This window comes from Streptomyces sp. NPDC051576, from assembly GCF_040681835.1.
GTDB lineage: Bacteria > Actinomycetota > Actinomycetes > Streptomycetales > Streptomycetaceae > Streptomyces.
Window position 1 is genome coordinate 357538 of record NZ_JBFAZO010000010.1, and the last position, 25879, is coordinate 383416.

Genomic DNA, 25879 nt, shown 5'->3' on the forward strand with positions numbered 1-25879 from the left:
TTCCGGGCGGCGTCACAGTTTCCCACCCCGCCCGCCCTCGCGCCGCGCGGGCGCGATGAGCGTCGACAGATACGGCAGCGGCTCCCCGTCCAGCTCGGCGGCCGGCCGGATCGACTCCTCGGCAAGACCGAGCGCCGACCCCCACACCGCGTCCCCGATCCGCCCGGTCTCCCGCAACGCCTCGGCTACCTCCGCCGCCTGCCGCCCGAACTTGTACGCCACGACCGTCCCCGGCCCGGCCAGCGCGTCCTTGAGCACCGCGGCCCCCGCGGTCACGGGCACGAGCGTCAACGGCTCGGTCCCCTCCGTGAGTACGGCCCCGGAACGCGCGGCGAGATCCTGCATCGCGGTGATCCCGGGCACGGTCTCGACGACGACCCCCGGCACCAACTCCCCGATGGTCAGGGCGAGATAGGTGAAGGTGGAGTAGACGTTCGGATCCCCGATGGTCGCGAAGGCGACGACCCGATGAGCCCCGAGCAGTTGGACCACCTTCGCCCCGGCGGCATCCCAGGCGGCCTCCCGGCGCGCCCGGTCGGTCCGCTCGTTCAGCGCGAACACCACCCGCAGCACCTTCTCCTCGGGCACGTAGTGCAGCACGGTGGCTTCGGCCCGCCCCCGCTCACCGCCATCTTTTCCATCAGCCGCAGCCATCACGGGTACGACCACGACATCGGCCTCCCGCAGAGCGTTGACGCCCTTGACGGTCACCAGCTCCGGATCCCCGGGACCCACCCCGACTCCGATCAACCTGCTGCTGCTCATGACGTCCGGCACCTCTCCACGAACCGACGGGCCACACCGGGCTCGGCCGCCCAGTGCGTGTGCAGATAACTCGCGTGCACACCCTGTTGTACGAAACCTTCGACCCGCCGGTCGGGGGCGCGAACCCCCCAGGCGGGAGCCGCCCCCGAGCCGGGCTCGACGACGGTCCGATGAAACTCGTGCCCCCGCATCCGCGTCCCCGCCACGGCCAGCACACTGTCGCTCAGCGCGACGGCGTCCCGATAGCCCAGAGTCAGCCGCTCACTCATCCGCGCACTGACATCCAGCACCCCGCACATCGGTCGCCCGTCCAACTCCCGGCACAGATACAGCAGCCCGGCACACTCGGCGGCCACGGGCGCGCCACTCTCCGCGAGCGTCGCGACGGCTTTGCGTAGTGGCTCGTTGGCGGACAACTCGGCGACGTACACCTCGGGGAACCCGCCCCCGATGACCAACCCCGTTGTTCCGTCCGGCAGTTGCTCATCCCGAAGCGGGTCGAACACGACGACTTCGGCGCCGGCGGCGGTGAGGAGCTCGGTGTGCTCGGCGTAGGAGAAGGTGAAGGCGGGGCCACCCGCGATGGCGACTTTTGGACGAGGCCCGGCGTTCTCAGCCCCCAGGACCTCACCCGCATCCCAAGCCACACACGACAACACCCCCGCACCGCGCGCCAGCGCGAGCAACCCCTCAAGATCACACCCGGCGTCGACCTGCGCGCCCATCGCCGCAACAGCCTCCACCGCCGCGGCCTGCCGCTCGGCAACCGGCACCAACCCAAGATGCCGAGAAGGCGTATCCACCTGCGGCGCCCGCCGCAGCGCACCCAGCACCGGCACCCCGGCAGCGTCCAACGCCTCCCGCAACAGCGCCTCATGCCGGTCGGACGCCACCTTGTTGAGGATCACGCCCCCGACCCGGACCTCCGGATCCCAGGACGCGAACCCGTGCACCAGCGCGGCGACGGACCGTGACTGCGAGGACGCGTCGACGACCAGCACGACCGGCGCCCGCAGCAACTTCGCCACATGGGCCGTGGACGCCAACTCCCCTTCCCCCGCGGCCCCGTCGTACATCCCCATCACACCCTCGACGACGGCGAGATCACACCCGCGCGCACCGTGCGCGAACAGCGGACCGACCAACTCCGGCCCGCACAGATACGCGTCGAGGTTCCGCCCCACGCGCCCGGTGGCGAGCGCGTGATACCCGGGGTCGATGTAGTCCGGCCCGACCTTGTGCGGAGACACGGCGAGCCCCCGCGCGGTGAACGCGGCCATCAACCCGGTGGCGACGGTGGTCTTGCCGCTGCCGGAGGCCGGCGCGGCGATGACCAGCCGGGGGACGGAGGACGAGGAGGTCATGACGGCTTCACCACTCGATACCCCGCTGACCCTTCTGGCCGGCGTCCATCGGGTGCTTGACCTTCGACATGTCGGTCACGAGGTCGGCGAAGTCGACGAGCTTCTCGGGCGCGTTCCGCCCCGTGATCACCACGTGCTGCGTCCCCGGCCGGTCCCGCAGCACGGACACGACCTCGTCCGTGTCGACCCACCCCCAGTGCATCGGATAGGCGAACTCGTCGAGCACATACAGCTTGTACGTCTCGGCGGCCAGGTCCCGCTTGACCTGCTCCCACCCTTCGCGCGCCTTCTCCTCGTTGTCCATCTGGGAGTCGCGCTGGACCCACGACCAGCCCTCGCCCATCTTGTGCCAGTCGACGGACCCGCCCTCGCCCGAAGCCCCCAGCACCCGGAGGGCGTTCTCCTCCCCGACCTTCCACTTCGCCGACTTGACGAACTGGAACACCCCGATCGGCCACCCCTGGTTCCAGGCGCGCAACGCCAGCCCGAAGGCGGCGGTGGACTTGCCCTTGCCCACGCCCGTGTGCACGACCACCAACGGCCGGTTACGACGCTGACGGGTCGTCAGTCCATCGTCCGGTACGACACTCGGCTGCCCCTGCGGCACTACGCGGCCCTCCTCTGTACGTCCTTGACCAGCCCGGCGATCGAGTCGGCCCGCAACTCGTCCAGCGTCACCGCCGTACCCTCCAGCTCACCGGCCAACTGCCCGGCCAGCCCCAGCCGTACGGGCCCCGACTCGCAGTCCACGACCACGGAGGCGACCCCGTCGGCCGCGAACAACCGCGCCGCCCGCCCGGCCAGCGCGACCGGCTCGGGACCACCGGTGGCCCGCCCGTCGGTCACCACGACCACCAGCGCCCGCCGCGCGGGATCCCGCATCCGCTCCACCCGCAGCACGTCATGCGCCTTGAGCAGCCCGGCCGCGAGCGGCGTCCGCCCACCGGTCGGCAAGGACTCCAGCCGTACGGCGGCGGCGTCCACGGAGGAGGTGGGCGGCAGGGCGACATCGGCGGCGGACCCCCGGAAGGTCACCAGCCCCACCTTGTCCCGCCGTTGATAGGCGTCGAGGAGCAGCGACAGCACCGCGCCCTTCACCGCGCTCATCCGCTGCCGGGCCGCCATCGACCCGGAGGCGTCCACGACGAACAGCACGAGGTTGCCCTCACGCCCCTCCCGCGTCGCCTGCCGCAGATCGTCCCGGCGCACCACCAGGCCACGCCCGGAACGGCCCCGGGCCCGCTGATGCGGCGCCGCCGCCTGCACGGTCGCCGCCAAGTGCAGCTTGGTGAGCGCCCCTTGGGGCCGCCGGGCCCCGGTCGTCCGCCCATGCTCGGTCCGCGCCCGCGAACGCCGCCCGGCGGCACCCTCACCGATCCCCGGCACACTCAGCACCTTGGCGCGGAAGGGCTCGGAGGCGCGTACGGGCTGCTGCTCACCGGATCCCGAGGGCTGAGGTTCGCCACTCTCCCCGGCCTCGGGCCGCGCACCGGTGTCCCCACCCTGAGGCCCGTCGGAATCCGACTCGGGCGGCTGCTGACCACCACCCCCACCGGGACCGTCGGGCCCTGGATCGTCGTCCTCGGGCCCCTGTTCCTGCTCCGCGAACTCCTCCAGGGTCTCGTCGAGCTTGTTCTCGTCAAGTCCCGGCGCGTCAAAGGGATTTCGGCGCCTGCGGTGCGGCAGCGCGAGCAGGGCGGCCTGCCGTACGTCCTCGGCGAGGACATCGGTCCGCCCGGCCCACGCGGCCAGCGCGGTCGCCGTACGGGCCATCACGATGTCGGCCCGCATACCGTCCACCTCGAAGGCGGCGCAGGTCGCGGCGATCTGCCGCAGCGCCCCGTCGCCCAGCCGCACGGACGGCAACAGCGCACGCGCGGCGATGATCCGGGCCCGTACGGCGGACTCCTCGTCCGCCCAGCGGGTGGCGAAACCGTCCGGATCGTCGTCGTAGGCGAGCCGTCGCCGCACCACCTCGACCCGCTGGTCGGGCTCCCGCGAGGCCGCGACCTCCACGGTCAGCCCGAACCGGTCGAGCAACTGCGGGCGCAGTTCGCCCTCTTCGGGGTTCATGGTGCCGACGAGCAGGAAGCGGGCGGCGTGCCGGACGGAGACGCCTTCGCGTTCGACGTAGGAGGCGCCCATCGCGGCGGCGTCCAACAAGAGGTCCACGAGGTGGTCGTGGAGAAGATTGACCTCGTCGACGTAGAGGATGCCCCGGTGCGCGTCGGCCAGCAGCCCCGGCTCGAAGGCCTTCACGCCCTCGGCGAGCGCCCGCTCGATGTCGAGCGCGCCGACGAGCCGGTCCTCCGAGGCACCGACCGGCAACTCGACCATACGGGCGGGGCGCCCGGCCCCGGGCCCGACCTCGTGCGGCCCGTCCGGGCAGGCCGGGTCGGGCGCGGCGGGATCACAGGAGAAACGGCACCCGGGCACCACGGCGACCTCCGGCAGCAGCGCCGAAAGAGCGCGCACGGCCGTCGACTTGGCGGTGCCCTTCTCGCCGCGCACCAGCACACCACCGACCGCCGGCGACACGGCGTTCAGCAGCAGCGCGAGCCGCAGGTCGTCCTGGCCGACAACGGCCGTGAACGGAAAGGGAGTTGTCACTGGTCGTCGCCCTCCAGGTCGCCTTCGAGCTCCAGATAGGTGGCCCGCAGTCGCTCCAGCGTGTCCGCGTCCGGCTCGGCCCACAGGCCGCGCTCGGCGGCTTCGAGGAGCCGTTCGGTGATGCCGCGCAGCGCCCACGGGTTGGACTTCTTCATGAAGTCCCGGTTCTCCGGGTCGAAGACGTACTCCGCGCTGAGCTTCTCGTACATCCAGTCGTCGACGACCCCGGCCGTCGCGTCGTACCCGAAGAGGTAGTCGACGGTCGCCGCCATCTCGAAGGCGCCCTTGTAGCCGTGCCGCCGCATCGCCGCCATCCAGCGCGGGTTGACCACCCGGGCGCGGAAGACGCGGTGCGTCTCCTCGCCCAGGGTGCGGGTCTTGACCTGGTCCGGGGTGGCGGAGTCACCGACGTACGCCTCGGGGGAGGCGCCGGTCAGGTGCCGCACCATGGCGACCATGCCGCCGTGGTACTGGAAGTAGTCGTCGGCGTCGACGAGATCGTGCTCGCGGGTGTCGACGTTCTTGGCGGCCACGGCAATTCGCTTGAACGCGGTCTCCATGTCCCCGCGCGCCGCCCGCCCGTCCAGCCCACGCCCATAGGCGTAACCGCCCCACACCGCGTACACCTCGGCGAGATCCGCGTCGCTGCGCCAGTTGCGCGCGTCGATCAGCGGCAGCAGACCCGCGCCGTACGCCCCCGGCTTGGAGCCGAAGATGCGGGCCGTGGCCCGGCGCCGGTCGCCGTGCTCGGCGGTGTCCTCGTCGGCGTGGGCGCGGACGTAGTTGGACTCGGGAGGCTCCACCAGCTCGGCAACCGTCCGCACAGCGTCGTCGATCAGGCCGACGACGTGCGGGAAGGCGTCCCGGAAGAAGCCGGAGATGCGCACCGTGACATCGATGCGCGGTCGGCCCAACTCTGTGACGGGCACGATCTCGAACCCGGTCACCCGGCGCGAGGCGTCGTCCCAGACCGGGCGGCAGCCCAGCAGCGCGAGGATCTCGGCGATGTCGTCGCCCTGGGTGCGCATCGCCGACGTACCCCAGACCGTGAGGCCCACGGACTTCGGGAACTCGCCGTTGTCCTGGAGGTACCGCTGCACAAGGGAGTCGGCCAGCGACTGCCCGACCTCCCAACTCAGCCTGGACGGAATGGCCTTGGGGTCGACCGAGTAGAAGTTCCGGCCGGTCGGCAGGACGTTGACCAGACCGCGGGTCGGGGAGCCCGACGGCCCCGCCGGGATGTAACCGCCGTCCAGCGCCTTGAGGATGTGGTCGATCTCGTCGGTGGTGCGGGCCAGCCGCGGCACGACCTCCTCGCAGGCGAACTCCAACACCGCGACCGCGCCCGGGAGTTCGGCGCCGACGACGGCACGCACGAGCGCCGGGACGGCCGTGACCTCCCACTCCTGGGACTCCATGCCCTCGGCGAACCGTCGGCAGAGCTGCTCCAGCAGATCGATCGCGTCGGCGGCCGTACGGGCCGGCCCCTCGACCAGGTCGCTCAACTCCACCGGCACCTTCACCGGCGCACCCGGCTCGGCCAGCAACTCCTTCTCGACAAGCCCGAAGTGCTCGGCCAGCGAAGCCCGCAGGCCCGGCAGCGCGTTGGCCTGCCCGCCCCACACCTGCGAGGCGCGCAGCACGGCGAGTACGAGGTTCACGCGTGCCTCGCCGACCGGTCCGCCGCCGAGGATGTGCAGACCGTCACGGATCTGCACGTCCTTGATCTCGCACAGATAGCCGTCGATGTGCATCACGAACTCGTCGAACGCCGCGTCGTCCGGCTGGTCGTCCACATGCAGGTCGTGGTGGAGCTCGGCAGCCTTCACCAGCGTCCAGATCTGCGCCCGCACGGCCGGGGCCTTCGTCGGGTCCAGGTCGGACACGAGGGCGTACTCGTCGAGGAGTTGCTCCAGCTTGGCCAGGTCGCCGTAGGTGTCGGCACGCGCCATCGGCGGCACCAGATGGTCGACGACCGTGGCGTGCCCGCGCCGCTTGGCCTGGGTGCCCTCGCCCGGGTCGTTCACGATGAACGGGTAGATGAGCGGGAGTTCACCGAGTACGGCGTCCGGTGCGCAGCCACCGCTCAGCCCAAGTCCCTTGCCGGGCAGCCATTCCATGGTGCCGTGCTTGCCCATGTGGACGATCGCGTCGGCACCGAACGAGTTGTCCAGCCAGCGGTAGGCCGCCATGTAGTGGTGCGACGGCGGCATGTCGGGGTCGTGGTAGATCGCGATCGGGTTCTCCCCGAAGCCGCGCGGCGGCTGGATCATCACGACGACGTTTCCGAACTGGAGCGAGGCGAGCACGATGTCGTCGCCGTCCACGTACAGGTTGCCCGGCGGCTCGCCCCACGCGTCGAGCATGCCTTGACGCAGCTCGGGGTCGAGCTTGTCGAACCAGGCCTGATAGTCGGCGAGGGGAACGCGGGCGGGCGCGGCGGCCAACTGGTCCTCGGTCAGCCACTCGACGTCATGGCCACCGGCCGCGATGAGCCGGTGGATCAACTCGTCGCCGTTGTCGGGGTGTTCGTCGACCGCGTACCCGGCGTCCCGCAGCGCGTCCAGCACCCGTACCGCCGAGGCGGGCGTGTCGAGCCCGACCGCGTTGCCGACCCGCGAGTGCTTCGTCGGATAGGCGGTGAACACGAGCGCGAGCCGCTTCTCGGCGTTCGGCTTGTGCCTCAACTTCGCGTGCCGTACGGCGATTCCGGCGACCCGCGCGGCCCGCTCGGGGTCGGCGACGTAGACCGCGACATCGTCCGGACCCTGCTCCTTGAAGGAGAAGGGGACGGTGATCAGCCGCCCGTCGAACTCGGGGATCGCTACCTGCATCGCCGCGTCCATGGGGGAGAGGGCGGCGTCCGACGCCTCCCACGCCGCCTGCGACGAGGTGAGGCAGAGCCCTTGCAGGACAGGGATGTCGAGGATGTTGAGCGCCTCGATGTCCCAGGCGTCCTCGTCGCCGCCCGCGGATGCCTCCGAGGCATGCGTGCCGCCGGCCGCGAGAACGGTGGTGATCAGCGCGTCCGCGCCGGACAGGAGCTCGTACACACCTGATTCCGCGCCGCGCAGTGAACCGCAGTACACGGCAAGGGCGTTGGCGCCCTTCGCCTCGATCGCGTTGCACAGCGTGTCCACGAAGGCGGTGTTGCCGCTCAGTTCGTGGGCGCGGTAGAAGAGCACGGCGACCGTCGGGCGGACCGTGTCGAGTTCGGGTTCGCCGTGGACGCCGTACTCGGGCATCTTCTGCGGCGCTTCGAAGCCCTCACCCGTGAGCAGCACCGTGTCGGAGAGGAAGCGGGACAGTTCGGCCAGGTTCTCCGGGCCGCCCTCGACGAGATATCTGAGCGCCTCGGCGACGACACCGGCCGGTACCGACGACTCGGCCATCAACTCCGCGTCGGGGACGGTCTCTCCGCCCAGCAGCACGGTCGGAATCCCGGACGCCTTCAGCGCGGCGAGCCCGTCCTCCCAGGCGCGCTTGCCGCCGAGCAGCCGTACGACGGCGATGTCCGCGCCCGCGAGAAGCGCGGGCAACTCGCCCGCGACGTCCACCCGGTTCGGGTTGCCGATCCGGTACCCGGCGCCGGAGGCACGCGCCGCCAGCAGATCCGTGTCGGCGGTCGACAACAACAACACTGTGCTCATGCGGGCGCTCCCGGTGGAATGAAAGGCAGTCCTTGCGGCGCGCCGGACTCGATGAGCCGCCACAGCGCGTCCGTGTCCGCGTGCTGTTCGATGAGGTCGCCGAGCCGGTCGAGCTGCTCCTCGCGCAGCGCGGCGAACGAGGTGTCGGCGGCCGGTACGAACCGGCGGCCCGCGGCGGCCGCCACCTCGCGCAGGAACGCCCGCCGAAAACTGTCCGACTCCAGCGAGCCGTGCCAGTGCGTACCCCAGGTCTGATCGACCCGGCAGCCGTCCAAGAAGGCTTCTCCACCGGTCAGTTGGGCGACCCCGTGGTGGATCTCGTATCCCTCGACCCGCTCGCCGAGGGCTTCGCCGACGGGCCGGGTGAGGGTCTTCTCGCGGGCGAACCGCACCCGAAGGGGCAGCACCCCGAGCCCGTCCACGTGTCCGCGCCGGCTCTCGACCTCGTCCTCGATGTGACCGCCGAGGATCTGGAAGCCGCCGCAGATACCGAGGATCGGGCGCTGCTCGGCCGCCCTGCGGACCAGGGCGTCCGCAAGTCCCCGCTCCCGCAGCCACTCCAGCGCCTTGACCGTGCCCCGGGTTCCGGGGATCACGACGAGATCGGCGTCGGCCAACTCCTCGGGCCGGTCCACGAATCGCACCACGACGCCCGGTTCGGCGGCGAGCGCGTCCACGTCGGTGAAGTTGGACATGAGGGGGATCGCGCAGACGGCGACCCGCAGCACGTCCTCGCCGACCGGCGGCGCGGTGTTCGACTCACGGACGGTCCCGCGCAGCGAGATCCGCAGCCCGTCCTCCTCGTCGATCCCGAGCCCGTGCTGGAACGGCAGCACGCCGTAGGTCCGCCGCCCGGTGAGTCCGCGCAGCATCTCCAACCCCGGCTCCAGCAGCGACACATCGCCCCGGAACTTGTTGACGAGGAACCCGGCGACGAGCGCCTGGTCCTCGGGCGACAGCAGCGCGACCGTGCCGAAGAAGGAGGCGAAGACGCCCCCGCGGTCGATGTCGCCGACCACGAGTACGGGCAGTCCGGCGTTCCGGGCGATGCCCATGTTCACGATGTCGGTCCGCCGCAGATTGATCTCGGCAGGACTGCCGGCCCCCTCACAGATCACCGCGTCATACGTGCCCCGCAACTCGGCGAGGCAGTCCAGCACGGTCCCGAGCAGCCGCTGTTGCCGCCCCCCGTGATAGCCCCGCGCGCTCATCTCACCCACGGGCTTCCCCATGAGCACGACCTGGCTGCTCTGCTCGCTACCAGGCTTCAGCAGCACGGGGTTCATCAGCGCGGTCGGCTCGATGCGGCACGCCTGCGCCTGCATGGCCTGCGCCCGCCCGATCTCGGCGCCCTCCCGGGTGACGAACGAATTCAGCGACATGTTCTGCGCCTTGAAGGGCGCGACCTTCACGCCCTGCCGCACCAGCCACCGGCAGATCCCGGCGGTCACGACACTCTTGCCGGCGTCCGAGGTGGTCCCGGCGACCAGCAGCCCGCCGCCGCTCATGACGTCCGTCCCTTCAGCAGCAGCCGCCCGGCGACACTGGCCCCGAGCGCGAGCCAACTCACGCGCCGGGACAGCCGTACGGCCCGTTCGATGTCCGTTACGGCGACGGCGCGCCCGGCGCCGTTGAGCACGGGCCGGTGCTCGACCCGGCCGCCGTAGGAGAGCGTGCCGCCCAGCCGCACGCCGAGGGCGCCGGCGAAGGAGGCCTCCACGGGGCCGGCGTTGGGGCTCGGGTGCTTGGAGGCGTCAGTGCGCCAGGCGCGTACCGCCCCGCGCGGGTCGCCGCCCGCGGCGGTCGCGAGGACGGCGGTGAGGCGGGCGCCGGGCCAGCCGGCGGCGTCGTCGAGGCGGGCCGAAGCCCAGCCGTAGCGGCGGTACTTGGCGGACTTGTGGCCGACCATGGCGTCGAGGGTGTTCACGGCCCGGAACCCGACGAGCCCCGGCACCCCGCCGACGGCGCCCCACACCAGGGCGCCCACCACCGCGTCGGAGGTGTTCTCGGCGACGGACTCGACGACGGCCCGGGCGATCCCGTCGGCGTCGAGGGCCTGGGGGTCCCGCCCGCAGAGGTGCGGCAGGCGCGCCCGCGCACCGTCGATGTCACCGGCCTCCAGGGCACGCCCGATCACCCCGGCCTCGCGGGCGAGCGAGGTCCCCCCTACGACGGCCCAGGTGGCGGCGGCGGTGAGGGCGGCAGAGGCCGTACGGGACGGTCGTAGGGCCGAAGTGGCCGCGGCGGCCAGGGAGACGGCGCCGCCCACGCACACGGCGGTGTGCAGGGCGCCCCACCCGCGGTGGTCGCGCCACAGCAGTCGTTCCACGGCGGCGGCGGCACGGCCGAACGCGGCGACCGGATGCCCGCGGCGAGGATCGCCGAGCAGGTGGTCGCCGAGAAGGCCGGCGGCGGCGCCGTACGCGAAGACGCGATCGGCACGCATCGGCTCAGCCGATCGCCGGGTCGGACACGGTACTGGTACGGGACCTCGAACGGCAGCCGAGCATGGCGGTATGTCCTCACTCAGGGTGTCCACGCCCTGGTTCGACGAGACCGGCGGTGAGAGTTCCTGGCTCCCGGGGTTGTCTACCCCGGTGACAGTGGCGGGACCGCGCCGGATTCGCACCGGCTTCCTCTCCTGCCGCCGTACATGGCTCCGGCAGTCCACCACGGGGTTGGAAGGGGCGTCAACTTGCTGTTGACCTGCGGGGGAGGAGTGTGCTGATGCCCACACAGGGGTCGTCGAGGACGTCACGAAGACGTGGGGTGCGGGACGGTGGTCCGTCCCGCACCCCACGTTCGGTCCAACTGGCGGCCGGTCAGGCCACGATGATGTAGATCCCGTACGCCACCGCCGCCGCACAGGCCGCGAAGCAGGCGTACGCGCCGGTCAGGGCGAGGGCCGCGGAGTCGCCCTGGGCGGTGGCCCGTTCACGGCGCGAGAGAGCGGTGATGCCGAGGGTGAAGACGGCCACCAGGGCCACGGTGGCCACGAGGCTGACGCCGAAGACGGAGCCGAGGGCTGCCCAGTCGATGTCCATGCTGATTCGTTCCTTCTCGTGCCTTTGTACCGGGGCGCGGGCTCAGACGGCGGCGGCCGGCGGGGTCGCCGGGGTCGCCGGGTCGGGCGTGGCGACGGCGGGCGGCGCGGGGATCGTCGCCGTGAGGCCCTCGGAGAGGGCGACCGACGGGGGCGGGGTGACGGCGGCGATCGCGGCGGTGACCACGCCGGCCGGCTCGTCGGACTCGTTGACGTTCGAGGCGTCGACCACCTGGCGGCGGGAGAGCACCCAGATGCCGGTGCTGGAGGCGACCAGGAAGACCGCCACCAGTGCGGTGCCCCAGTCGCCGAGGTCGGTCACGGACTCGGCGAGCGCGCCGACGAGCGCGGCGGCCGGCAGCGTCAGACCCCAGGCGACGAACATCCGGGTGGCGGTCGACCAGCGGACGACACCGCCCTTGCGGCCGAGCCCGGCACCCATCACCGAGCCGGAGACGGCGTGCGTGGTGGAGAGCGAGAAGCCGATGTGCGAGGAGGCCAGGATGACCGCGGCGGCGCTGGTCTGGGCGGCGAAGCCCTGCTGCGGCCGGAGGTCGGTCAGGCCCTTGCCCATGGTGCGGATGATGCGCCAGCCGCCGATGTAGGTGCCCATCGCGATGGCGAGGCCCGCGGAGAGGATGACCCAGGTGGGCGGGTCCGAGTCGGGGGCGATGGAGCCGCCGGCGATCAGGGCCAGGGTGATGATGCCCATCGTCTTCTGCGCGTCGTTGGTGCCGTGGGCCAGCGAGACCAGGCCGGCGGAGGCGATCTGGCCGACGCGGAAGCCCTTGTCGGCGGCCTTGCCGTCGGCGTTGCGGCTCAGGGCGTAGGAGAAGCGGGTGGCGACCATCGCCGCGACGCCCGCCACGATCGGAGCGGCGACCGCCGGCAGCAGCACCTTGGTGACCAGGACGTCGCCGTGCACCGCGCCGGTGCCGGCCGAGGCGATCGTCGCGCCGATCAGGCCGCCCATCAGGGCGTGCGAAGAACTGGACGGGAGTCCGACGAGCCAGGTCACCAGGTTCCAGAGGATCGCGCCGACCAGTGCGGCGAAGATGACCTCGGGACGGATGCCGCTCTCGTCGACAAGCCCCTTGGAGATCGTGTTGGCGACCTCCACGGAGAGAAAAGCGCCCACCAGGTTGAGGGTGGCCGACATGGCCACCGCGACCTTGGGCTTGAGTGCGCCGGTCGAGATGGTGGTGGCCATCGCGTTGGCGGTGTCGTGGAAACCGTTCGTGAAATCGAACGCGAGAGCGGTGACGACCACAATCGCGAGGATCAGCGAGAAGCTTTCCATTTACCCAGGCAATCTTTCGAGGTCATCGGTGCGTTGACCGTAGGCAACCTGAATGAACGGAAGATGAACTGAGAGGGTCTCTGCGGTGTCCAGGATGGGCTAGTGGCCGCGGGCGAACTTCTTCAGTTGGCCCAAGGACCCGTTGAAGAGATTCTGGTCGCCCGGCAGGCTGCCGCTGTTGTCGTACTGCCAGAAGGTCCAGTACGACCAGCCGGCGGGCAGCGAGCCCGCGTCCGCCGACTCGTGGCGGGCGATCCACAGCGCGTGGGTCGAGGCCAGGGCGGTGCTGCTGCCCGTGCAGGTGTTCCACCAGTGGGCCGTCGTGTAGATCACCGGACGGCGGCCGGTCTCCCGCCTGACCTCGGCGCTGAAGGCCTTGATCCAGGCGACCATCCTCGCCTTGCTCAGGCCGTAGCAGCCGTGCTTCTTGTCGTACGGGTTGTATTCGATGTCGAGCGCGGGCGGCAGCGTCCAGCCGTCCGCCTTCCAGCTGCCGCCGTGCGCCACGAAGTACGCGGCCTGGGCCGCGCCCGACGACTTGTCCGGCAGCGCGAAGTGGTAGGCGCCGCGGACGATTCCGGCGGCGCGGGCGCCGTTGTACTGCTGGGCGAAGTAGGGGCTGCGGTAGTCGGTGGACTCGGTCGCCTTGACGTAGGCGAACGTGGCGCCCTTCGCCTTCGCGCTCGACCAGTCGACGTTCTTCTGGTGCGAGGAGACGTCGTGCCCCTTCGCGGGGCTCGCGGCCGAGGCCGGGATCTCGACGAGCGCGACCGCTGTGACGGTGAGCGCGGCGACGGAGGCGGCGGCGAGGCGGGCGCGGTGACGGGCGCGGTGATGGTTGCGGCGACGGGCCATGTTTCCCCCGGGAATGGCGACGTGCACGACAAATCACCCAGAGGTTATTGGAAGATCTGTCGACTCGGGTCGGTCTCCGGCCAAGCGCCTTCGGCGGGTGATACGTGCCCCTATGTGCTCTTTCGGATGCGCGGCTTCCGGCCTAAAGTGCCGCCGCCCGAGCGCGCGTTGACGACTCGGCTGGCAGGATCGCGGCATGGCTGAGCGGCGGCGGGACCAGCGGGACGGGCGGGAGCCCGCACAGGATGTGGGGCAGGCGCGGGGGAGGAGTGTGCGTGCCGAGGAGGCGGACGCCTGGGGCGCGCTCATCGCGACGGCCCGCCGGACCGTGTCCGACGGCCTGGTCGTCGGCACCTCCGGGAACGTCTCCGTGCGCGTCGGCGACACCGTCCTGGTCACACCCTCGGGCGTCCCCTACGACCGGCTCGCGCCCGCCGACACGGTCGGTGTCGACCTCGACGGCCGCCAGGTGCTCGGCACCCTGCTCCCGACGAGCGAACTGCCCATGCATCTCGCCGTCTACCGCAGCACCGACGCCCGCGCCGTCGTCCACACCCACGCCGTGCACGCGACCGCCGTCTCGACCCTCGTTCCCGAACTCCCCCTGATCCACTACATGTCCGCCGCCCTCGGCGGCCCGGTCCGGGTTGCCCCGTATGCGACGTACGGCACCGAGGAGTTGGCCGAGAACATGCTCCACGCCCTAGCCGACCGCTCCGCCTGCCTCCTCCAGAACCACGGCACGATCGCCTACGGCACCTCGCTCGACCAGGCCTACGACCGCACGGCCCAGTTGGAGTGGATGTGCCGCCTGTGGCTGACGGCGTCGTCGGTACCGGGCCTGTCGCCGTCGCTGCTGACGGGGGAGCAGGTGGCGGAGGTCGGCGAGCGCTTGCGGGGGTATGGGCAGCGGGGCTGAGCGGATTTTCTTGGGCGGGGTTGATGCGGGAGAGCTGGTGTCGGCGGTGGGCCTTTCCGCGCCGGAGCCGAGTTCACCCGCACCGTCCCTCCGAGGCCACCGGGACGACCCTCGCCGGAGACAAGCCCCCGCCCATCACCCCGTGCGTCCTCCGGCTGGCCGCCGGGCGGGTCCGCCGGGACACTGGAGCGGTGCGCACAGTCAAAGCGACGGCCGCGGCCGTCTCCGTGGCCCTCGCGGCCGGTGCGGTGGGCGTCGCCGCCGGCCGGTACGCCAGCGACGCGGCGCTGAAGGCACCGCCCGGCCGCCCCCTGCCGACCGAACCCCGGCTCACGGTGCACTCCACCGCCGCCGGACAGGTCGCGCTCACCCGGGACCTGGCCGCCCTGCGCCCCGGCACCTACGGTCTCGCCGGCGACGGCTCCCACGCGGTCGTCGGCCCCGTCGTCGACACGGCGTCGGCTTCCGCCGACACCGTCGTGCGCCGACTGGAACGCGTCACCCACGGCACCCTGCGCCCCGGCGACAAGGTGTGGCTCACCCCGAACGTCCACATCGGCAACCCGAGCGCCGCCCTCGGCCTGGACCACGCCGACATCGACATCCCCGGCGAACTCGGCTCCCTGCCCGCGTGGTTCGTGCCCGGAGCGCGGAGCACCTGGGTGATCGCGGTGCACGGCCTGGGCGCCACCCGCGAACTCTCCCTGAACGTCATGGAGTTCCTGCACCGCAACCGCTTCCCGGTCCTCGCCCTCTCCTACCGCGGCGACCTGGGCGCACCCCGCAACCCCGACGGCCTGGGCCACCTCGGCGAGACCGAGTGGCGCGACCTGGACGCCGCGATCCGCTACGCCGTGCGCTACGGCGCCGAGCACGTGATCCTGCTCGGCTGGTCCACCGGCGCCACCATGGCCCTGCGCGCCGCCGCCCACTCCGCGATGCGCGACCGCGTCTCCGGCCTGGTCCTCGACTCGCCGGTGCTCGACTGGGAGCGGACGCTGCGCGCCCTCGCCGCGGCCCGGCACACCCCGGGCGCGCTGCTGCCGCTGGCGGTCCGCGCCGCACAGGGCCGCACCGGTCTGCACGGCGACCGCATCGCCGAGGCCGCCGACCCGGCCCGGCTCGAGGTGCCGACCCTGATCTTCCACGGCCCGGACGACAAGGTCGCCCCCTGGTCGCTCTCCCGCCGCTTCGCCGCCCGCCGCCCGGACCTGATCACCCTCCAGGCGGTCGCACGGGCCCCGCACGGCGCGATGTGGAATGCCGATCCGCGCGGCTACGAGGAGATCCTGCGCCGTTTTCTGACCCCGCTCATGTGATCTGGTCCCACTCACTGGGCGCCCCCATCGATCTTCCGTGGCTCGGACTGCACGGCGGCCCCATGGGCGTTCTCGCGCTGTTTGGCCGCCCGCCCCCGGACCTGATCACCCTCCGCCGACCCGGGTGGCTACGAGGAGATCCTGCGGCGCTTCCTGACTCTGCTCGTGTGATCCGGTCCCACTCACAGGGGCGCCTCCTATCGACCTTCCGTGGTCCGGGCGGCGAGGTGGCCCTGTGGTCGCTCTCCCGTCGCTTCGCCGCCCGCCGCCTGCCTCCCGGACCTGATCACCCTCCACCGAACCGGGTGGCCACGAGGAGATCCTGCGGCGCTTCCTGACTCCGCTCATGTGACTCGGTCCCATCCACCGGGACACCCCCCGCCGACCTTCCGTTTAGCCCTGTACCACTGGCCTGATCCCGGTCCCCAGCAGCCCGCGGGACCCCGTGCCTTGGCCCTCCCTGTCGCCCGCCGTGACATTCCGTTTGGGTTTTCGGACCGTCAACCGGAAGACTGCACCCGTGACGTCCCGTATCCCGCGCGACTCCAGGCTTCGACTCGTCCGCCCGCGACCCCTGGCCGCCGCCCCCCGAGCGATGAACCAGCGGCGCTCGCGCCGCCCCGCACCCCGCCCTCCGGAGGGCACACCGGCCCCCGCGGAACTGGCCAGAATGGCGCGCTCCGGCCTGGCCGGCGCGGCCCGTGTCGCCCACTGGGCCGACGCCGCACTACGCCCCGGCCGTGACAGCGCGAGCCCCGACGGCAAGGGCACCCTCTCCGACTCGACCGCCGAACTCGCGGCCGAAGACCTGGGCCTGACCCCGGCTCAGGTCCGCGCCGACTGGGACACCGCCCGCCTCGCCGGCCTCGTCGAGGTGCACGGCGACAGCGCCCGCCCCGGCTGGCGGCTGCGTGCCTGGGACCGCGACGACAGCGCCGTACTGCGCGGCTGGGTCGCCCTCTTCGACGCCTGGTCACTCGCTCACCCCGAACCCCGGGAGCACGAGCCCTCGGCCGTCGCCGAGGTCGTCTCGGCCATGCCTCAGGTGCTCTCCTTCCTCCAGCTCTCCGCCGGGCCCGTCCCCGTCGAGCAACTCCTCGACCTCCTCGGCCAACGCGTCACCGAACTGCGCACCGAGCGCTGCGAGATCCCCTACGGCCCGCAGCCCGATCCGGTCCAGCAGCCGCCGGCCGCGGACACACCCCTCGACCCCCTCCTCGACTGGGCCCTGCACGCCCTCGCCTCCGTCGGCGCCCTCACCTACGGCGATGCCCATGCCACCCTCACCCCGCTCGGGAGCTGGGCGGTCTGGGTCAAGCTGGAGCAGATCTGCGTGGCCGCGCAGAGCCCGGCCGGGAACATCGAGCAGTCCGCCGAGGACATGCTCCGCGGCTGCTCCCAGCTCCGCCCGAACGCCGCCCGGGCCGAGTACCGCGCGTGGCTCGCCGCCCGCACCGTGGGCAGCGCGGTCGGCGAGCTGATCGACGCCGCCCGCGGCGAGGACGCCCTGCTGCGCGGCCTCGCCTTCGAGGCGCTGCGCGTCGTCGGCGCCCCCGCCGAGCCCGATGTCCGCGCCGTCGCCGACGAGGCGACGCTGCGGCCGTACGCCCTGCTGTGGCTCGCCGAGCACGACGGGATAGACCCGGAGGACGCCCACGAGGTCCTCACCCGCGAGGAGGCGACCTGGCTGTGGGTCGACACCGCCGCCGCCGTCGCCGACCACGGTGAGGCCCCGCTGCTCGTGCGCCACCTGGAGTCCGCCATCCAGCCGACCGTGCCCATGCTCCTCGACGAGGTGCGCGCCGTCGGTCATCCCCGCACCGTGCAGGTCCTCGTCGCGCTCGCCGCGGCCCACCCCGACCCGGCGCTCGCCAAGGCCGTACGCCGGGCCGCCTTCCAAGTGCACACCGGGGGAAGCTAGTTCAGGCTCTAGGCGGGGCCGGGCCCCTGCCCCCGTATCTCCGGGGCGTAGGTACCGAAGCTCCAGATGTTGCCCTCGGCGTCCCGGGCCATGTAGTCCCGTGATCCGTAGTCCTGGTCCGTCGGGGGCATCAGGATCTCCGCGCCGTGCTGCACGGCTCGCCGGTGATGGGCGTCGACGTCGTCCACGACGATGTACACCCCGGCGGGGCCCGCGCTCTTCATCGCCTCGTCGAAACGCCCGCCGCGGCCCTTGGAGCCGAGCATCACCGCGCCGTTGCCCTGCACCAGCTCGGCGTGCGTCACCGAGCCGTCCTCGCCCTCGTACACCGCGAGTTCGGTGAAGCCGAAGGCCTCCGTGAGCTGGCGGATCGCCGCCTTCGCGTCCGCGTACAGCAGCGACGGGTAGATGCTGGGACGCCCGCTGTCCTTGGCTGCCATGCCGATCACTTCCTTGTGCATCGGGTGCTGTCGCTTTTTTCTGCCGCTTTGACCGCTTCGACGAGTCTTGCACCAGCCACTGACAACGCCCCGCGAACCGGCACCACGGCCGTCAGCGGAACGTGTCGCACCGCGCCATGTCCCCGGTCCGGAAGCCCTGCTGGAACCACTGCTGCCGCTGCGCCGCCGACCCGTGCGTCCAGGTCTCCGGCGTCACCCGGCCCTGGAACCGCTCCTGGATCCGGTCGTCGCCCACGGCCGCCGCGGCGTCAAGACCGTCCCGGATGTCGGCGTCCGTGAGGCTGGTGATCAACGGCCGCCCGGTCGACTCGTCCTTGGTGGTCGTCGCGTGATGCGCCCAGACCCCCGCGTAGCAGTCCGCCTGGAGTTCCACCCGCACCGCGTTGCTGTTCGCGCCGGTCCGCCCGTCCTGCGCCCGGCCCAGCGTGCCCATCAGGTCCTGCACGTGGTGCCCGTACTCGTGCGCCACCACGTACGCCTGCGCGAACGGGCCGCCGCTGGAGCCGAACTTCGTCCGCAGTTCGTCGAAGAAGCCCAGGTCCAGATAGACCTTCCGGTCGCCGGGGCAGTAGAACGGCCCCACCGCCGAGGTCGCCGTCCCGCACGCCGTGGCGACCTGCCCGCTGAAGAAGACCGTCGGCGACCGCGTGTACGTGCCGCCCCGCCGCCGGAACTCCTGCGCCCAGTAGTCCTGCACGCTGTTGACCACGGCCACGATGCGGCAGTCCTCCTTGGTGTTGGCGTCCCGCCCGGTACGGCAGGACGACTGCACCTGGGCCAGCGAGGACGCGGTCGCCACCGGTGAGTCGCTGTCCGACGACAACCCCAGGTTGTCCGGACCGACCCCGAGGAAGAGCCCCAGCAGCAGCGCGACCAGCCCCGCGAGACCACCGCCCACGGTCGCCCGGCCACCAGGAATCCGGCTGCCGCGCACGTCCTGCACCTCGGAGGTGTCCAGATCGGCATCGTCGTCGAACTGCATGGGCCCCGCTCTCCGCGCGTGTGGCCCCCCGGCGCCATCCTCGCCCGCCGTCCCCACCGGGGGCGCCGGACGAGCGTCCGAACGGGCGACGCCCACTACGCGCGCGTGCCGTTCGTCACGGCGCGGCGCCGCCCGTCGCCCGGCCGTGGTCGGGCGACGGCCCGGACCGCCCAGCTCACCGCCGTGGACCACGTGGGCCGGATCACGCGCCCCCGGCCGACGACCCGCCGTACACAGGAAAAGCGCTTGCACGGCCCCGTTAGACTTGGCCCATGGCCATTCTCCTCGCGCATTAGACGGCGGGAACGTCCTCAGCCGCCCCTTCCGCCTACGACCCCGCTCTGGAGTCTGACCGTGATCTCCGCCTCCGGTATCGAACTGCGCGCCGGTGCCCGCGTCCTCATCGAGTCCGCCACCTTCCGTGTCGCCAAGGGCGACCGCATCGGCCTGGTCGGGCGCAACGGCGCCGGCAAGACCACCCTGACCAAGGTCCTGGCCGGTGAGGGCCAGCCCGCCGGCGGCACCGTCACCCGCTCCGGTGAGGTCGGCTACCTCCCGCAGGACCCCCGCACCGGCGACCTGGACGTGCTCGCCGGCGACCGCGTCCTCTCCGCGCGCGGCCTGGACACCCTGATCCGCAAGATGCGGGAGAACGAACAGCGCATCGCCAACGGCAGCGGCGCCACCCGTGAGAAGGCCCTGCGGCAGTACGAGCGCCAGGAGACGGAGTTCCTCACCAAGGGCGGGTACTCCGCCGAGGCCGAGGCCGCCACCATCGCCGCCGCGCTGAACCTGCCCGACCGCGTGCTCGGTCAGCCGCTCCACACGCTCTCGGGTGGTCAGCGCCGCCGTATCGAGCTGGCCCGCATCCTGTTCTCCGACGCGGACACGCTCCTGCTCGACGAGCCCACCAACCACCTCGACGCCGACTCGATCGTCTGGCTGCGCGACTACCTGAAGACGTACCGCGGCGGCTTCCTCGTGATCTCCCACGACGCCGACCTCGTCGAGACCGTCGTCAACAAGGTGTTCTATCTGGACGCCAACCGCGCCCAGATCGACGTCTACAACATGGGCTGGAAGCTCTACCAGCAGCAGCGCGAGGCCGACGAGAAGCGCCGCAAGCGCGAGCGGCAGAACGCCGAGAAGAAGGCCGCGGCCCTGCACTCGCAGGCCGACAAGATGCGCGCCAAGGCGACCAAGACGGTCGCCGCGCAGAACATGGCCAGGCGCGCCGACCGGCTGCTCGCCGGGCTGGACGCGGTGCGTGTCTCCGACAAGGTCGCCAAGCTGCGCTTCCCGGAGCCCTCGCCCTGCGGCAAGACCCCGCTCATGGCGGAGGGCCTGTCGAAGTCGTACGGCTCCCTGGAGATCTTCACCGACGTCGACCTGGCCATCGACAAGGGCTCGCGCGTCGTCATCCTCGGTCTGAACGGCGCGGGCAAGACGACCCTGCTGCGCCTGCTCGGCGGCGCCGAGCAGCCGGATACCGGCGAGGTCATCGAGGGCCACGGCCTCAAGCTCGGCTACTACGCGCAGGAGCACGAGACCCTCGACCCGGAGCGCACGGTCCTGGAGAACATGCGCTCCGCCGCCCCCGACCTCGACCTCGTCGAGGTCCGCAAGACGCTCGGCTCGTTCCTGTTCTCGGGCGACGACGTCGACAAGCCGGCCGGGGTCCTCTCCGGCGGCGAGAAGACGCGCCTCGCGCTCGCCACCCTCGTCGTGTCGTCGGCGAACGTCCTGCTCCTGGACGAGCCGACGAACAACCTCGACCCGGCCAGCCGCGAGGAGATCCTCGGCGCGCTGCGCACCTACAAGGGCGCCGTCGTCCTCGTCACCCACGACGAGGGCGCCGTGGACGCGCTCCAGCCGGAGCGCATCATCCTGCTGCCCGACGGAGTCGAGGACCTGTGGGGCGCGGACTACGCGGATCTCGTCGCCCTGGCTTGATCGAATGCTTGATCCACGGCGTATGGATCATTCGGCCTACCGGTGATCCACCATCTGTGTGAGATCTCCTCGTACCGAGGTGTGTCCTACATCGATTTTCCGGCCGAGCCCTCTACCGACAAGGGCTCGGCCGTTTCGTGTCTCTGACCAGGTACTTCGCGGAACAACTCGTTCGGCCGTACGGACACGACAGTGTGGAATTCCATATTCCATTTGTGGGGACGCGCTCCTGTCGTCAAAACCTTGTCTTACGGACCTTGCCGAATGGGTGGCCATGAACGCCTGTAGGGGTGATCATGAGGAGACCAGAGCGCACTTCCCATGAGGAGGCACGGGTGGCCGAGACTCTGAAGAAGGGCAGCCGGGTAACCGGCGCCGCGCGCGACAAGCTCGCGGCAGACCTGAAGAAGAAGTACGACTCCGGTGCGAGCATTCGAGCGCTGGCCGAGGAGACCGGCCGTTCGTATGGCTTCGTTCACCGGATGCTCAGCGAGTCCGGCGTCACGCTCCGTGGGCGTGGCGGGGCGACCCGGGGCAAGAAGGCTTCGGCCTGACCCCCGGCGGCCCATCGGCTTCGATGGTGGCCACCCGGTAGGTCGGCTGATCGACCGGGTGGTTACTGTGCAGTCACTTAGCTCTGCTCTGTTGACCGCACACATCGGAGGCGTCCCATGGCTTCGCCCGCACAGGACGACAAGGACCTCGGTCCGGTACTCGACAAGGACGGCGTACGGCTCACCGTCGACGACGCGATCGCCACGGTGACGCTGACCAACCCGGCCAAGCGCAACGCCCAAAGTCCCGCTCTGTGGCGGGCGTTGGCGGAGGCCGGGCGGTCGCTGCCGGGCTCCGTCCGTGTCGTGGTGCTGCGGGCCGAGGGCAAGTCCTTCTCGGCCGGACTCGACCGGCAGGCGTTCACGCCCGAGGGCTTCGACGGCGAACCGTCGTTCATCGACCTCGCGCACAGCAGTGACGCCGTGCTGGACGGGACCATCGCCGAGTACCAGGAGGGCTTCACCTGGTGGCGGCGCAGCGACCTCGTGTCCATCGCCGCTGTCCAGGGGCATGCCATCGGGGCCGGGTTCCAACTCGCCCTCGCCTGTGACCTGCGCGTCGTCGCCGACGACGTGCAGTTCGCCATGCGCGAGACCAGCCTCGGGCTGGTACCCGACCTGACCGGTACCAATCCGCTGGTCGGTCTCGTCGGCTATGCCCGCGCGCTGGAGATCTGCGCGACCGGTCGCGCCGTCCTGGCCGAGGAGGCCGTCAGCACCGGCCTCGCCAACATCGCCGTGCCCGCGGACCAGGTCGAGGACGCCGTACGCGACCTGACGACCGCACTGCTGGCCGCACCGCGTGACGCCCTCATCGAGACCAAGGCGCTGCTCCAGGGCGCCCAGGGCCGCACCTACGACGACCAGCGCGCCGCCGAGCGTGCGGCCCAGGCGCGACGGCTGCGGGACCTGGCCGGCGTCGGCGAATAGGGCGCATCCGGCGAGGGTGCTGCGGTGAACGGGCGTCAGCCGATCCGCGTGACGAGCACGGCCACGGTCGGGTGACCGGGCAGCACCTCGCCGATCCTCGCGCGGACCTCCAGGGCCACATCCAGGGCCCGGTGGTCCGCGCGTACCGCGAGTTCCACGCGCGCGTGCAGACGCGGCAGCGCACCCTCGCCCCGCCGCTCCTCCAGGTGCACCGCCCGGCCCAGTCCGCCCAGCGTGCCGGTCAGCCGGGCCACACCCGGGGCGGCCAGTGCGGCCGCGATGACCAGGGACTCGCCGCCGTCGTCAAGATCGACCGCACGGTCAACGCCATCAACATCATCAACATGGTCAATGTCGGCGTGGTCCACATCGGCCATGTGGTCCATGTCGTCCACCTGGTCAACATCGTCCATATGGTCCAGCAGGGCGGTCACCTGTAGATCGACCTCCGCCACCACCAGGCCGAGCCGCTCCGTCGCGGCCGTCGCCAGGGCCGCGCGCAGACGGGATGCCGCGACCGGGAGCGGTTCGGTCGCCACGGCCGCGAAACCGGCGGTGATCCGCAGCGGACCGGGCGGCAGGGCCCCCGGCGGAGGCGGTACGGCGGGTTCGCGCACGTCCTCCGGATCGGCGAGCGCGATACGCATGCCGCCCAGCCGCACCCCGAGTACATGCCGCACGGCGTCCCGAAGGACCGCCTCGGCCGCCCGCTCGGCGATCCACGCGCCGTCGCGCCGGTCGCCCAGGGGCAGCAGCCTGCCGAGCCCCACCTGATGCCGTACCGCTCGCGTCCACGCGTCCGCCGTCATTCCTCCAGCCTGCCGCATCCCCGGCGCGAGAGACCGCAACCGCACTTACCGTGGTCGAAGGACGACGACCGAAAGGGACGTACGGCGATGACCGACATGACGGAGCGGAACCGGACACCGGACCCAGACGGCGAGAGGGAGCCGCTGCAGACGCGGAAGACCCCGACCAGACGCGGCGGGGGTGACCCGGCCTCCCGGGGGCGCACCACCATCGCCGACGGGGTCGTGGAGAAGATCGCCGGGCTGGCCGCCCGGGACGTCCTGGGCGTGCATGCCATGGGCAGCGGGCTGTCCCGCACCTTCGGGGCTGTACGCGACCGGGTGCCCGGCGGTTCGAAGTCGGTCTCCCGGGGCGTGAAGGCCGAGGTCGGCGAGGTGCAGACCGCGCTCGATCTGGAGATCGTCGTCGACTACGGCGTGTCGATCGCCGATGTGGCCCGGGCCGTACGGGAGAACGTCATCGCGGCCGTGGAGCGGATGACCGGACTCGAAGTCGTCGAGGTCAACATCGCGGTGAGCGATGTGAAGCTGCCTGACGAGGAGGACGAGGAACCGGAGCCCCGACTCCAGTGACCGATGCGACGGATGAGCCGACGAACGAGTTGAGGAGCGCAGGATGAGCAGGGCCGTGGTCGGCATGATCGCCGGAATGGCGCTGGGCTTCGCCGGGTACTTCGGCGGGTTCGGTGCCTTCCTGCTGGTGGCGGCCCTGGGCGCCATCGGGTTCGTCGTCGGCCGGTTCCTGGAGGGGGACCTGGAACTCGGCGACTTCTTCCGCTCGCGTGACGACCGGCGGCGATGACGCCCATGAGCGGCGGGGACGGCGCGGTCGACGAGCGCGGCAGACCCTCCGCGGTCGTCCCGCCCGGCGAGCGCGGCGCCACCCGGATCGCCGACCGGGTCGTCGCGAAGATCGCCGCGCAGGCGGCGCGTGAGGCGGTCGGACCGCTGCCCCCGGAGGCCGCGCCGCCGCATGCCAATGTCGTCGTGCACCACAACACCGCACGCGTGCGCGTGCACCTCGAACTCGGCTATCCCTGCGACATCGGCGACCGCTGTTTTCAGGTGCGTCGACAGGTCGTTCAGCGGGTACGCGCGTTGGTGGGCATGGAAGTGCCCGAGGTCGCCGTCCAGGTGGAGCGGCTGCATCCGGCACAGTCGCACGGCGCGGCACAGGGGAGGACGCGATGAGCGAGCCCCAGGGCTCCGAAGGCACGACCCAACGACTACCGGTCATCGAGAAGGAGACCGACCCCGGACACGGCGGGTACGTCCCGGCGGCGGACCACGATCCCCTGCCCGTGGTGGGGGACGGGAAGGACGGCCGCTTCTGGTCGGCGCGCCGCGTCCCCGCGGGCATCGTCGCCGTCCTGCTGCTCGTCGGCGCGGGCGCCCTGCTCTACGACGTCACCGCCGTGCGCGCGGAGCGGCCCGCCGCGCACTGGCGCCGGGAACTGGCCCGGCAACTCGCCGAACGACCCCTCGACGACACCTGGGTCCTCGTCGGCGCCGGTGTCGCCGCCGCCCTCGGCCTCTTGCTGATCGTCCTCGCCCTCACGCCCGGCCTGCGCCAGGTGCTGCCGATGCGCCGCACCCACGCCGACGTCCGGGCGGGACTGCAACGCGCCGCCGCCGCGATGGTGCTGCGGGACCGCGCCATGGAGGTCTCGGGCGTGCAGTCGGTACGGGTCCGCACCAGCCGCACGAAGGCCGACGTCCGCGCGGTGTCCCATTTCCGTGAACTCGACGACGTACGGGCCGACTTGGACGCCGTGCTCAACGACGCGATCACCGGGCTCGGGCTGGCCCGGCCGCCCGCGCTGTCGCTGCACGTCGGCCGTTCCGGACGGAAGGGGTGAAGGCGGTGCTCAGGGTCGTCAACCGTGTGGTGATCGGAGTCGTGGGCCTCGCGCTGGTCGTCGGCGGCGGCTCGGTGCTGGCCGTCGGGTTCGGTGCGAAACCGCCGTCGTGGTGGGTCCACGACGGACGGCACGACGTCCTGCTCAGCGACGCGCAGCGGACCCGCTGGCGGGGCGACGGCTGGTGGTGGCCGACGGTCCTTGCCGTGCTCGCGGTCCTCGTCCTGCTCGCTCTGTGGTGGCTCGTCGCGGTGCTACGGCGGCGCAGGCTCACCGAGGTCGCCGTCAGCACCGGCGACGGCGAGGGCGCGCTGCTGCGGGGCCGGGCCCTGGAGGGCGTGCTGGCCACCGACGCGGGCGACCTGGACGGCGTCGCCCACGCGCACGTGCGGCTGGTCGGCACCCGCACGGCACCCGAGGCCCGCGTCCAGCTCAGCCTCGAACCCCACGTGGACCCCGGAGTCGCCCTCGACCACCTGACGGCCAACGCCCTCGCCCACGCCCGCGATTCGGCCGGCCTGGCGGCACTGCCGACGGAGGTCTGGCTGAAGGCCGTCAAACACCGTGCGGAAAGGGTCAGTTGAC

At 71.8% G+C, this 25879-nt stretch carries 24 protein-coding genes and 1 riboswitch; of the genes, 11 read left to right on the forward strand and 13 right to left on the reverse strand.

Annotated features, from left to right (window positions below; translation table 11 throughout):
* Positions 1-12 precede the first annotated feature (12 nt).
* From cobI to AB0M63_RS31260, 10 genes are all read right to left on the reverse strand, one after another.
* Positions 13-765, reverse strand: a complete 753-nt coding sequence (gene cobI / locus AB0M63_RS31215; RefSeq protein ID WP_355924913.1) for a precorrin-2 C(20)-methyltransferase — start codon at positions 763-765, stop codon at positions 13-15.
* A complete protein-coding gene (locus AB0M63_RS31220; protein WP_366021766.1) occupies positions 762-2129 on the reverse strand; it encodes a cobyrinate a,c-diamide synthase in 1368 nt (455 codons plus the stop codon). The genes cobI and AB0M63_RS31220 overlap by 4 nt, the downstream gene beginning before the upstream one ends.
* Positions 2130-2136: 7 nt before the next feature.
* On the reverse strand, positions 2137-2736 hold the full coding sequence (cobO, locus tag AB0M63_RS31225; RefSeq protein WP_355924909.1) for a cob(I)yrinic acid a,c-diamide adenosyltransferase: 600 nt from the start codon (positions 2734-2736) through the stop codon (positions 2137-2139).
* The gene (locus AB0M63_RS31230) at positions 2736-4739 is read right to left on the reverse strand and encodes a putative cobaltochelatase (protein ID WP_366021767.1); all 2004 of its coding nucleotides are present in this window, start codon (positions 4737-4739) and stop codon (positions 2736-2738) included. The genes cobO and AB0M63_RS31230 overlap by 1 nt, the downstream gene beginning before the upstream one ends.
* A complete protein-coding gene (gene cobN, locus AB0M63_RS31235; protein ID WP_366021768.1) occupies positions 4736-8389 on the reverse strand; it encodes a cobaltochelatase subunit CobN in 3654 nt (1217 codons plus the stop codon). Before cobN ends, AB0M63_RS31230 begins: the two co-directional genes overlap by 4 nt.
* Positions 8386-9897, reverse strand: coding sequence for a cobyric acid synthase (locus tag AB0M63_RS31240; protein WP_366021769.1), 1512 nt, complete (start codon positions 9895-9897; stop codon positions 8386-8388). Before AB0M63_RS31240 ends, cobN begins: the two co-directional genes overlap by 4 nt.
* Complete coding sequence (locus AB0M63_RS31245) at positions 9894-10835, reverse strand: cobalamin biosynthesis protein (protein WP_366021770.1); 942 nt, start codon at positions 10833-10835, stop codon at positions 9894-9896. The genes AB0M63_RS31240 and AB0M63_RS31245 overlap by 4 nt, the downstream gene beginning before the upstream one ends.
* 99 nt (positions 10836-10934) lie before the next feature.
* Positions 10935-11077: riboswitch (cobalamin riboswitch) on the reverse strand.
* 134 nt (positions 11078-11211) lie between these two features.
* Positions 11212-11433 carry a hypothetical protein gene (locus tag AB0M63_RS31250; protein ID WP_355922630.1) on the reverse strand — a complete coding sequence of 74 codons (222 nt, stop codon included), beginning with the start codon at positions 11431-11433 and terminating at the stop codon, positions 11212-11214.
* Positions 11434-11475: 42 nt separating this feature from the next.
* Positions 11476-12732, reverse strand: a complete 1257-nt coding sequence (locus AB0M63_RS31255; RefSeq protein WP_355922627.1) for an inorganic phosphate transporter — start codon at positions 12730-12732, stop codon at positions 11476-11478.
* A 99-nt stretch (positions 12733-12831) separates the two neighbouring features.
* Positions 12832-13587, reverse strand: coding sequence for a lysozyme (locus AB0M63_RS31260; RefSeq protein ID WP_366021771.1), 756 nt, complete (start codon positions 13585-13587; stop codon positions 12832-12834).
* A gap of 196 nt (positions 13588-13783) precedes the next feature.
* Here AB0M63_RS31260 and AB0M63_RS31265 point away from each other — a divergent pair, with 196 nt between their 5' ends.
* The 3 genes from AB0M63_RS31265 to AB0M63_RS31275 all read left to right on the forward strand — a co-directional run bounded on the left by AB0M63_RS31265 (position 13784) and on the right by AB0M63_RS31275 (position 17746).
* The gene (locus tag AB0M63_RS31265; protein ID WP_366021772.1) at positions 13784-14506 is read left to right on the forward strand and encodes a class II aldolase/adducin family protein; all 723 of its coding nucleotides are present in this window, start codon (positions 13784-13786) and stop codon (positions 14504-14506) included.
* A gap of 191 nt (positions 14507-14697) precedes the next feature.
* Positions 14698-15825 (forward strand): alpha/beta fold hydrolase, encoded by a 1128-nt coding sequence (locus tag AB0M63_RS31270; RefSeq protein ID WP_366021773.1) that lies wholly within the window; start codon positions 14698-14700, stop codon positions 15823-15825.
* Positions 15826-16345: 520 nt separating this feature from the next.
* Positions 16346-17746: a hypothetical protein gene (locus AB0M63_RS31275; RefSeq protein WP_355922615.1), complete on the forward strand. Its 1401-nt coding sequence runs from the start codon at positions 16346-16348 to the stop codon at positions 17744-17746.
* An 8-nt stretch (positions 17747-17754) separates the two neighbouring features.
* Here AB0M63_RS31275 and AB0M63_RS31280 read toward each other — a convergent pair whose 3' ends face one another.
* Together AB0M63_RS31280 and AB0M63_RS31285 are read right to left on the reverse strand one after the other, a co-directional pair.
* On the reverse strand, positions 17755-18186 hold the full coding sequence (locus AB0M63_RS31280; protein ID WP_366021774.1) for a VOC family protein: 432 nt from the start codon (positions 18184-18186) through the stop codon (positions 17755-17757).
* 112 nt (positions 18187-18298) lie between these two features.
* Complete coding sequence (locus AB0M63_RS31285) at positions 18299-19189, reverse strand: neutral zinc metallopeptidase (RefSeq protein WP_366021775.1); 891 nt, start codon at positions 19187-19189, stop codon at positions 18299-18301.
* 354 nt (positions 19190-19543) lie between these two features.
* On the opposite strand from AB0M63_RS31285, the gene AB0M63_RS31290 reads away from it, so the two are divergent.
* The 3 genes from AB0M63_RS31290 to AB0M63_RS31300 all read left to right on the forward strand — a co-directional run bounded on the left by AB0M63_RS31290 (position 19544) and on the right by AB0M63_RS31300 (position 22626).
* On the forward strand, positions 19544-21142 hold the full coding sequence (locus AB0M63_RS31290; protein ID WP_355922606.1) for an ABC-F family ATP-binding cassette domain-containing protein: 1599 nt from the start codon (positions 19544-19546) through the stop codon (positions 21140-21142).
* A 335-nt stretch (positions 21143-21477) separates the two neighbouring features.
* The gene (locus AB0M63_RS31295) at positions 21478-21696 is read left to right on the forward strand and encodes a helix-turn-helix domain-containing protein (protein WP_019060653.1); all 219 of its coding nucleotides are present in this window, start codon (positions 21478-21480) and stop codon (positions 21694-21696) included.
* Positions 21697-21813: 117 nt separating this feature from the next.
* Entirely contained in the window at positions 21814-22626 is an 813-nt protein-coding gene (locus tag AB0M63_RS31300) for an enoyl-CoA hydratase/isomerase family protein (RefSeq protein WP_355922603.1), read from the forward strand.
* Between the two features lie 35 nt (positions 22627-22661).
* On the opposite strand, the gene AB0M63_RS31305 is transcribed toward AB0M63_RS31300, so the two are convergent.
* Positions 22662-23435 (reverse strand): nucleopolyhedrovirus P10 family protein, encoded by a 774-nt coding sequence (locus AB0M63_RS31305; protein WP_366021776.1) that lies wholly within the window; start codon positions 23433-23435, stop codon positions 22662-22664.
* An 87-nt stretch (positions 23436-23522) separates the two neighbouring features.
* Between AB0M63_RS31305 and AB0M63_RS31310 the strand changes: the two genes are divergently transcribed.
* From AB0M63_RS31310 to amaP, 5 genes are read left to right on the forward strand one after another with little or no spacing between them, the layout of a single operon-like run.
* Positions 23523-24008: an Asp23/Gls24 family envelope stress response protein gene (locus AB0M63_RS31310; protein WP_355922597.1), complete on the forward strand. Its 486-nt coding sequence runs from the start codon at positions 23523-23525 to the stop codon at positions 24006-24008.
* Between the two features lie 43 nt (positions 24009-24051).
* Complete coding sequence (locus AB0M63_RS31315; RefSeq protein WP_019060657.1) at positions 24052-24237, forward strand: hypothetical protein; 186 nt, start codon at positions 24052-24054, stop codon at positions 24235-24237.
* Positions 24234-24626, forward strand: coding sequence for a hypothetical protein (locus AB0M63_RS31320; protein ID WP_366021777.1), 393 nt, complete (start codon positions 24234-24236; stop codon positions 24624-24626). Before AB0M63_RS31315 ends, AB0M63_RS31320 begins: the two co-directional genes overlap by 4 nt.
* The gene (locus tag AB0M63_RS31325; RefSeq protein ID WP_366021778.1) at positions 24623-25294 is read left to right on the forward strand and encodes a DUF6286 domain-containing protein; all 672 of its coding nucleotides are present in this window, start codon (positions 24623-24625) and stop codon (positions 25292-25294) included. The genes AB0M63_RS31320 and AB0M63_RS31325 overlap by 4 nt, the downstream gene beginning before the upstream one ends.
* A 5-nt stretch (positions 25295-25299) precedes the next feature.
* Complete coding sequence (amaP, locus tag AB0M63_RS31330) at positions 25300-25878, forward strand: alkaline shock response membrane anchor protein AmaP (protein WP_366021779.1); 579 nt, start codon at positions 25300-25302, stop codon at positions 25876-25878.
* Position 25879: the final 1 nt, after the last annotated feature.

Bases quoted from the DNA above. Each gene is read 5' to 3' on its own strand.
- cobI (WP_355924913.1), bottom strand. From the start codon at position 765: ATGAGCAGCAGCAGGTTGATCGGAGTCGGGGTGGGTCCCGGGGATCCG.
- AB0M63_RS31220 (WP_366021766.1), bottom strand. From the start codon at position 2,129: ATGACCTCCTCGTCCTCCGTCCCCCGGCTGGTCATCGCCGCGCCGGCC.
- cobN (WP_366021768.1), bottom strand. From the start codon at position 8,389: ATGAGCACAGTGTTGTTGTTGTCGACCGCCGACACGGATCTGCTGGCG.
- AB0M63_RS31240 (WP_366021769.1), bottom strand. From the start codon at position 9,897: ATGAGCGGCGGCGGGCTGCTGGTCGCCGGGACCACCTCGGACGCCGGC.
- AB0M63_RS31245 (WP_366021770.1), bottom strand. From the start codon at position 10,835: ATGCGTGCCGATCGCGTCTTCGCGTACGGCGCCGCCGCCGGCCTTCTC.
- AB0M63_RS31250 (WP_355922630.1), bottom strand. From the start codon at position 11,433: ATGGACATCGACTGGGCAGCCCTCGGCTCCGTCTTCGGCGTCAGCCTC.
- AB0M63_RS31255 (WP_355922627.1), bottom strand. From the start codon at position 12,732: ATGGAAAGCTTCTCGCTGATCCTCGCGATTGTGGTCGTCACCGCTCTC.
- AB0M63_RS31260 (WP_366021771.1), bottom strand. From the start codon at position 13,587: ATGGCCCGTCGCCGCAACCATCACCGCGCCCGTCACCGCGCCCGCCTC.
- AB0M63_RS31265 (WP_366021772.1), top strand. From the start codon at position 13,784: ATGGCTGAGCGGCGGCGGGACCAGCGGGACGGGCGGGAGCCCGCACAG.
- AB0M63_RS31280 (WP_366021774.1), bottom strand. From the start codon at position 18,186: ATGGCAGCCAAGGACAGCGGGCGTCCCAGCATCTACCCGTCGCTGCTG.
- AB0M63_RS31285 (WP_366021775.1), bottom strand. From the start codon at position 19,189: ATGCAGTTCGACGACGATGCCGATCTGGACACCTCCGAGGTGCAGGAC.
- AB0M63_RS31300 (WP_355922603.1), top strand. From the start codon at position 21,814: ATGGCTTCGCCCGCACAGGACGACAAGGACCTCGGTCCGGTACTCGAC.
- AB0M63_RS31305 (WP_366021776.1), bottom strand. From the start codon at position 23,435: ATGACGGCGGACGCGTGGACGCGAGCGGTACGGCATCAGGTGGGGCTC.
- AB0M63_RS31310 (WP_355922597.1), top strand. From the start codon at position 23,523: ATGACCGACATGACGGAGCGGAACCGGACACCGGACCCAGACGGCGAG.
- AB0M63_RS31315 (WP_019060657.1), top strand. From the start codon at position 24,052: ATGAGCAGGGCCGTGGTCGGCATGATCGCCGGAATGGCGCTGGGCTTC.
- AB0M63_RS31320 (WP_366021777.1), top strand. From the start codon at position 24,234: ATGACGCCCATGAGCGGCGGGGACGGCGCGGTCGACGAGCGCGGCAGA.
- AB0M63_RS31325 (WP_366021778.1), top strand. From the start codon at position 24,623: ATGAGCGAGCCCCAGGGCTCCGAAGGCACGACCCAACGACTACCGGTC.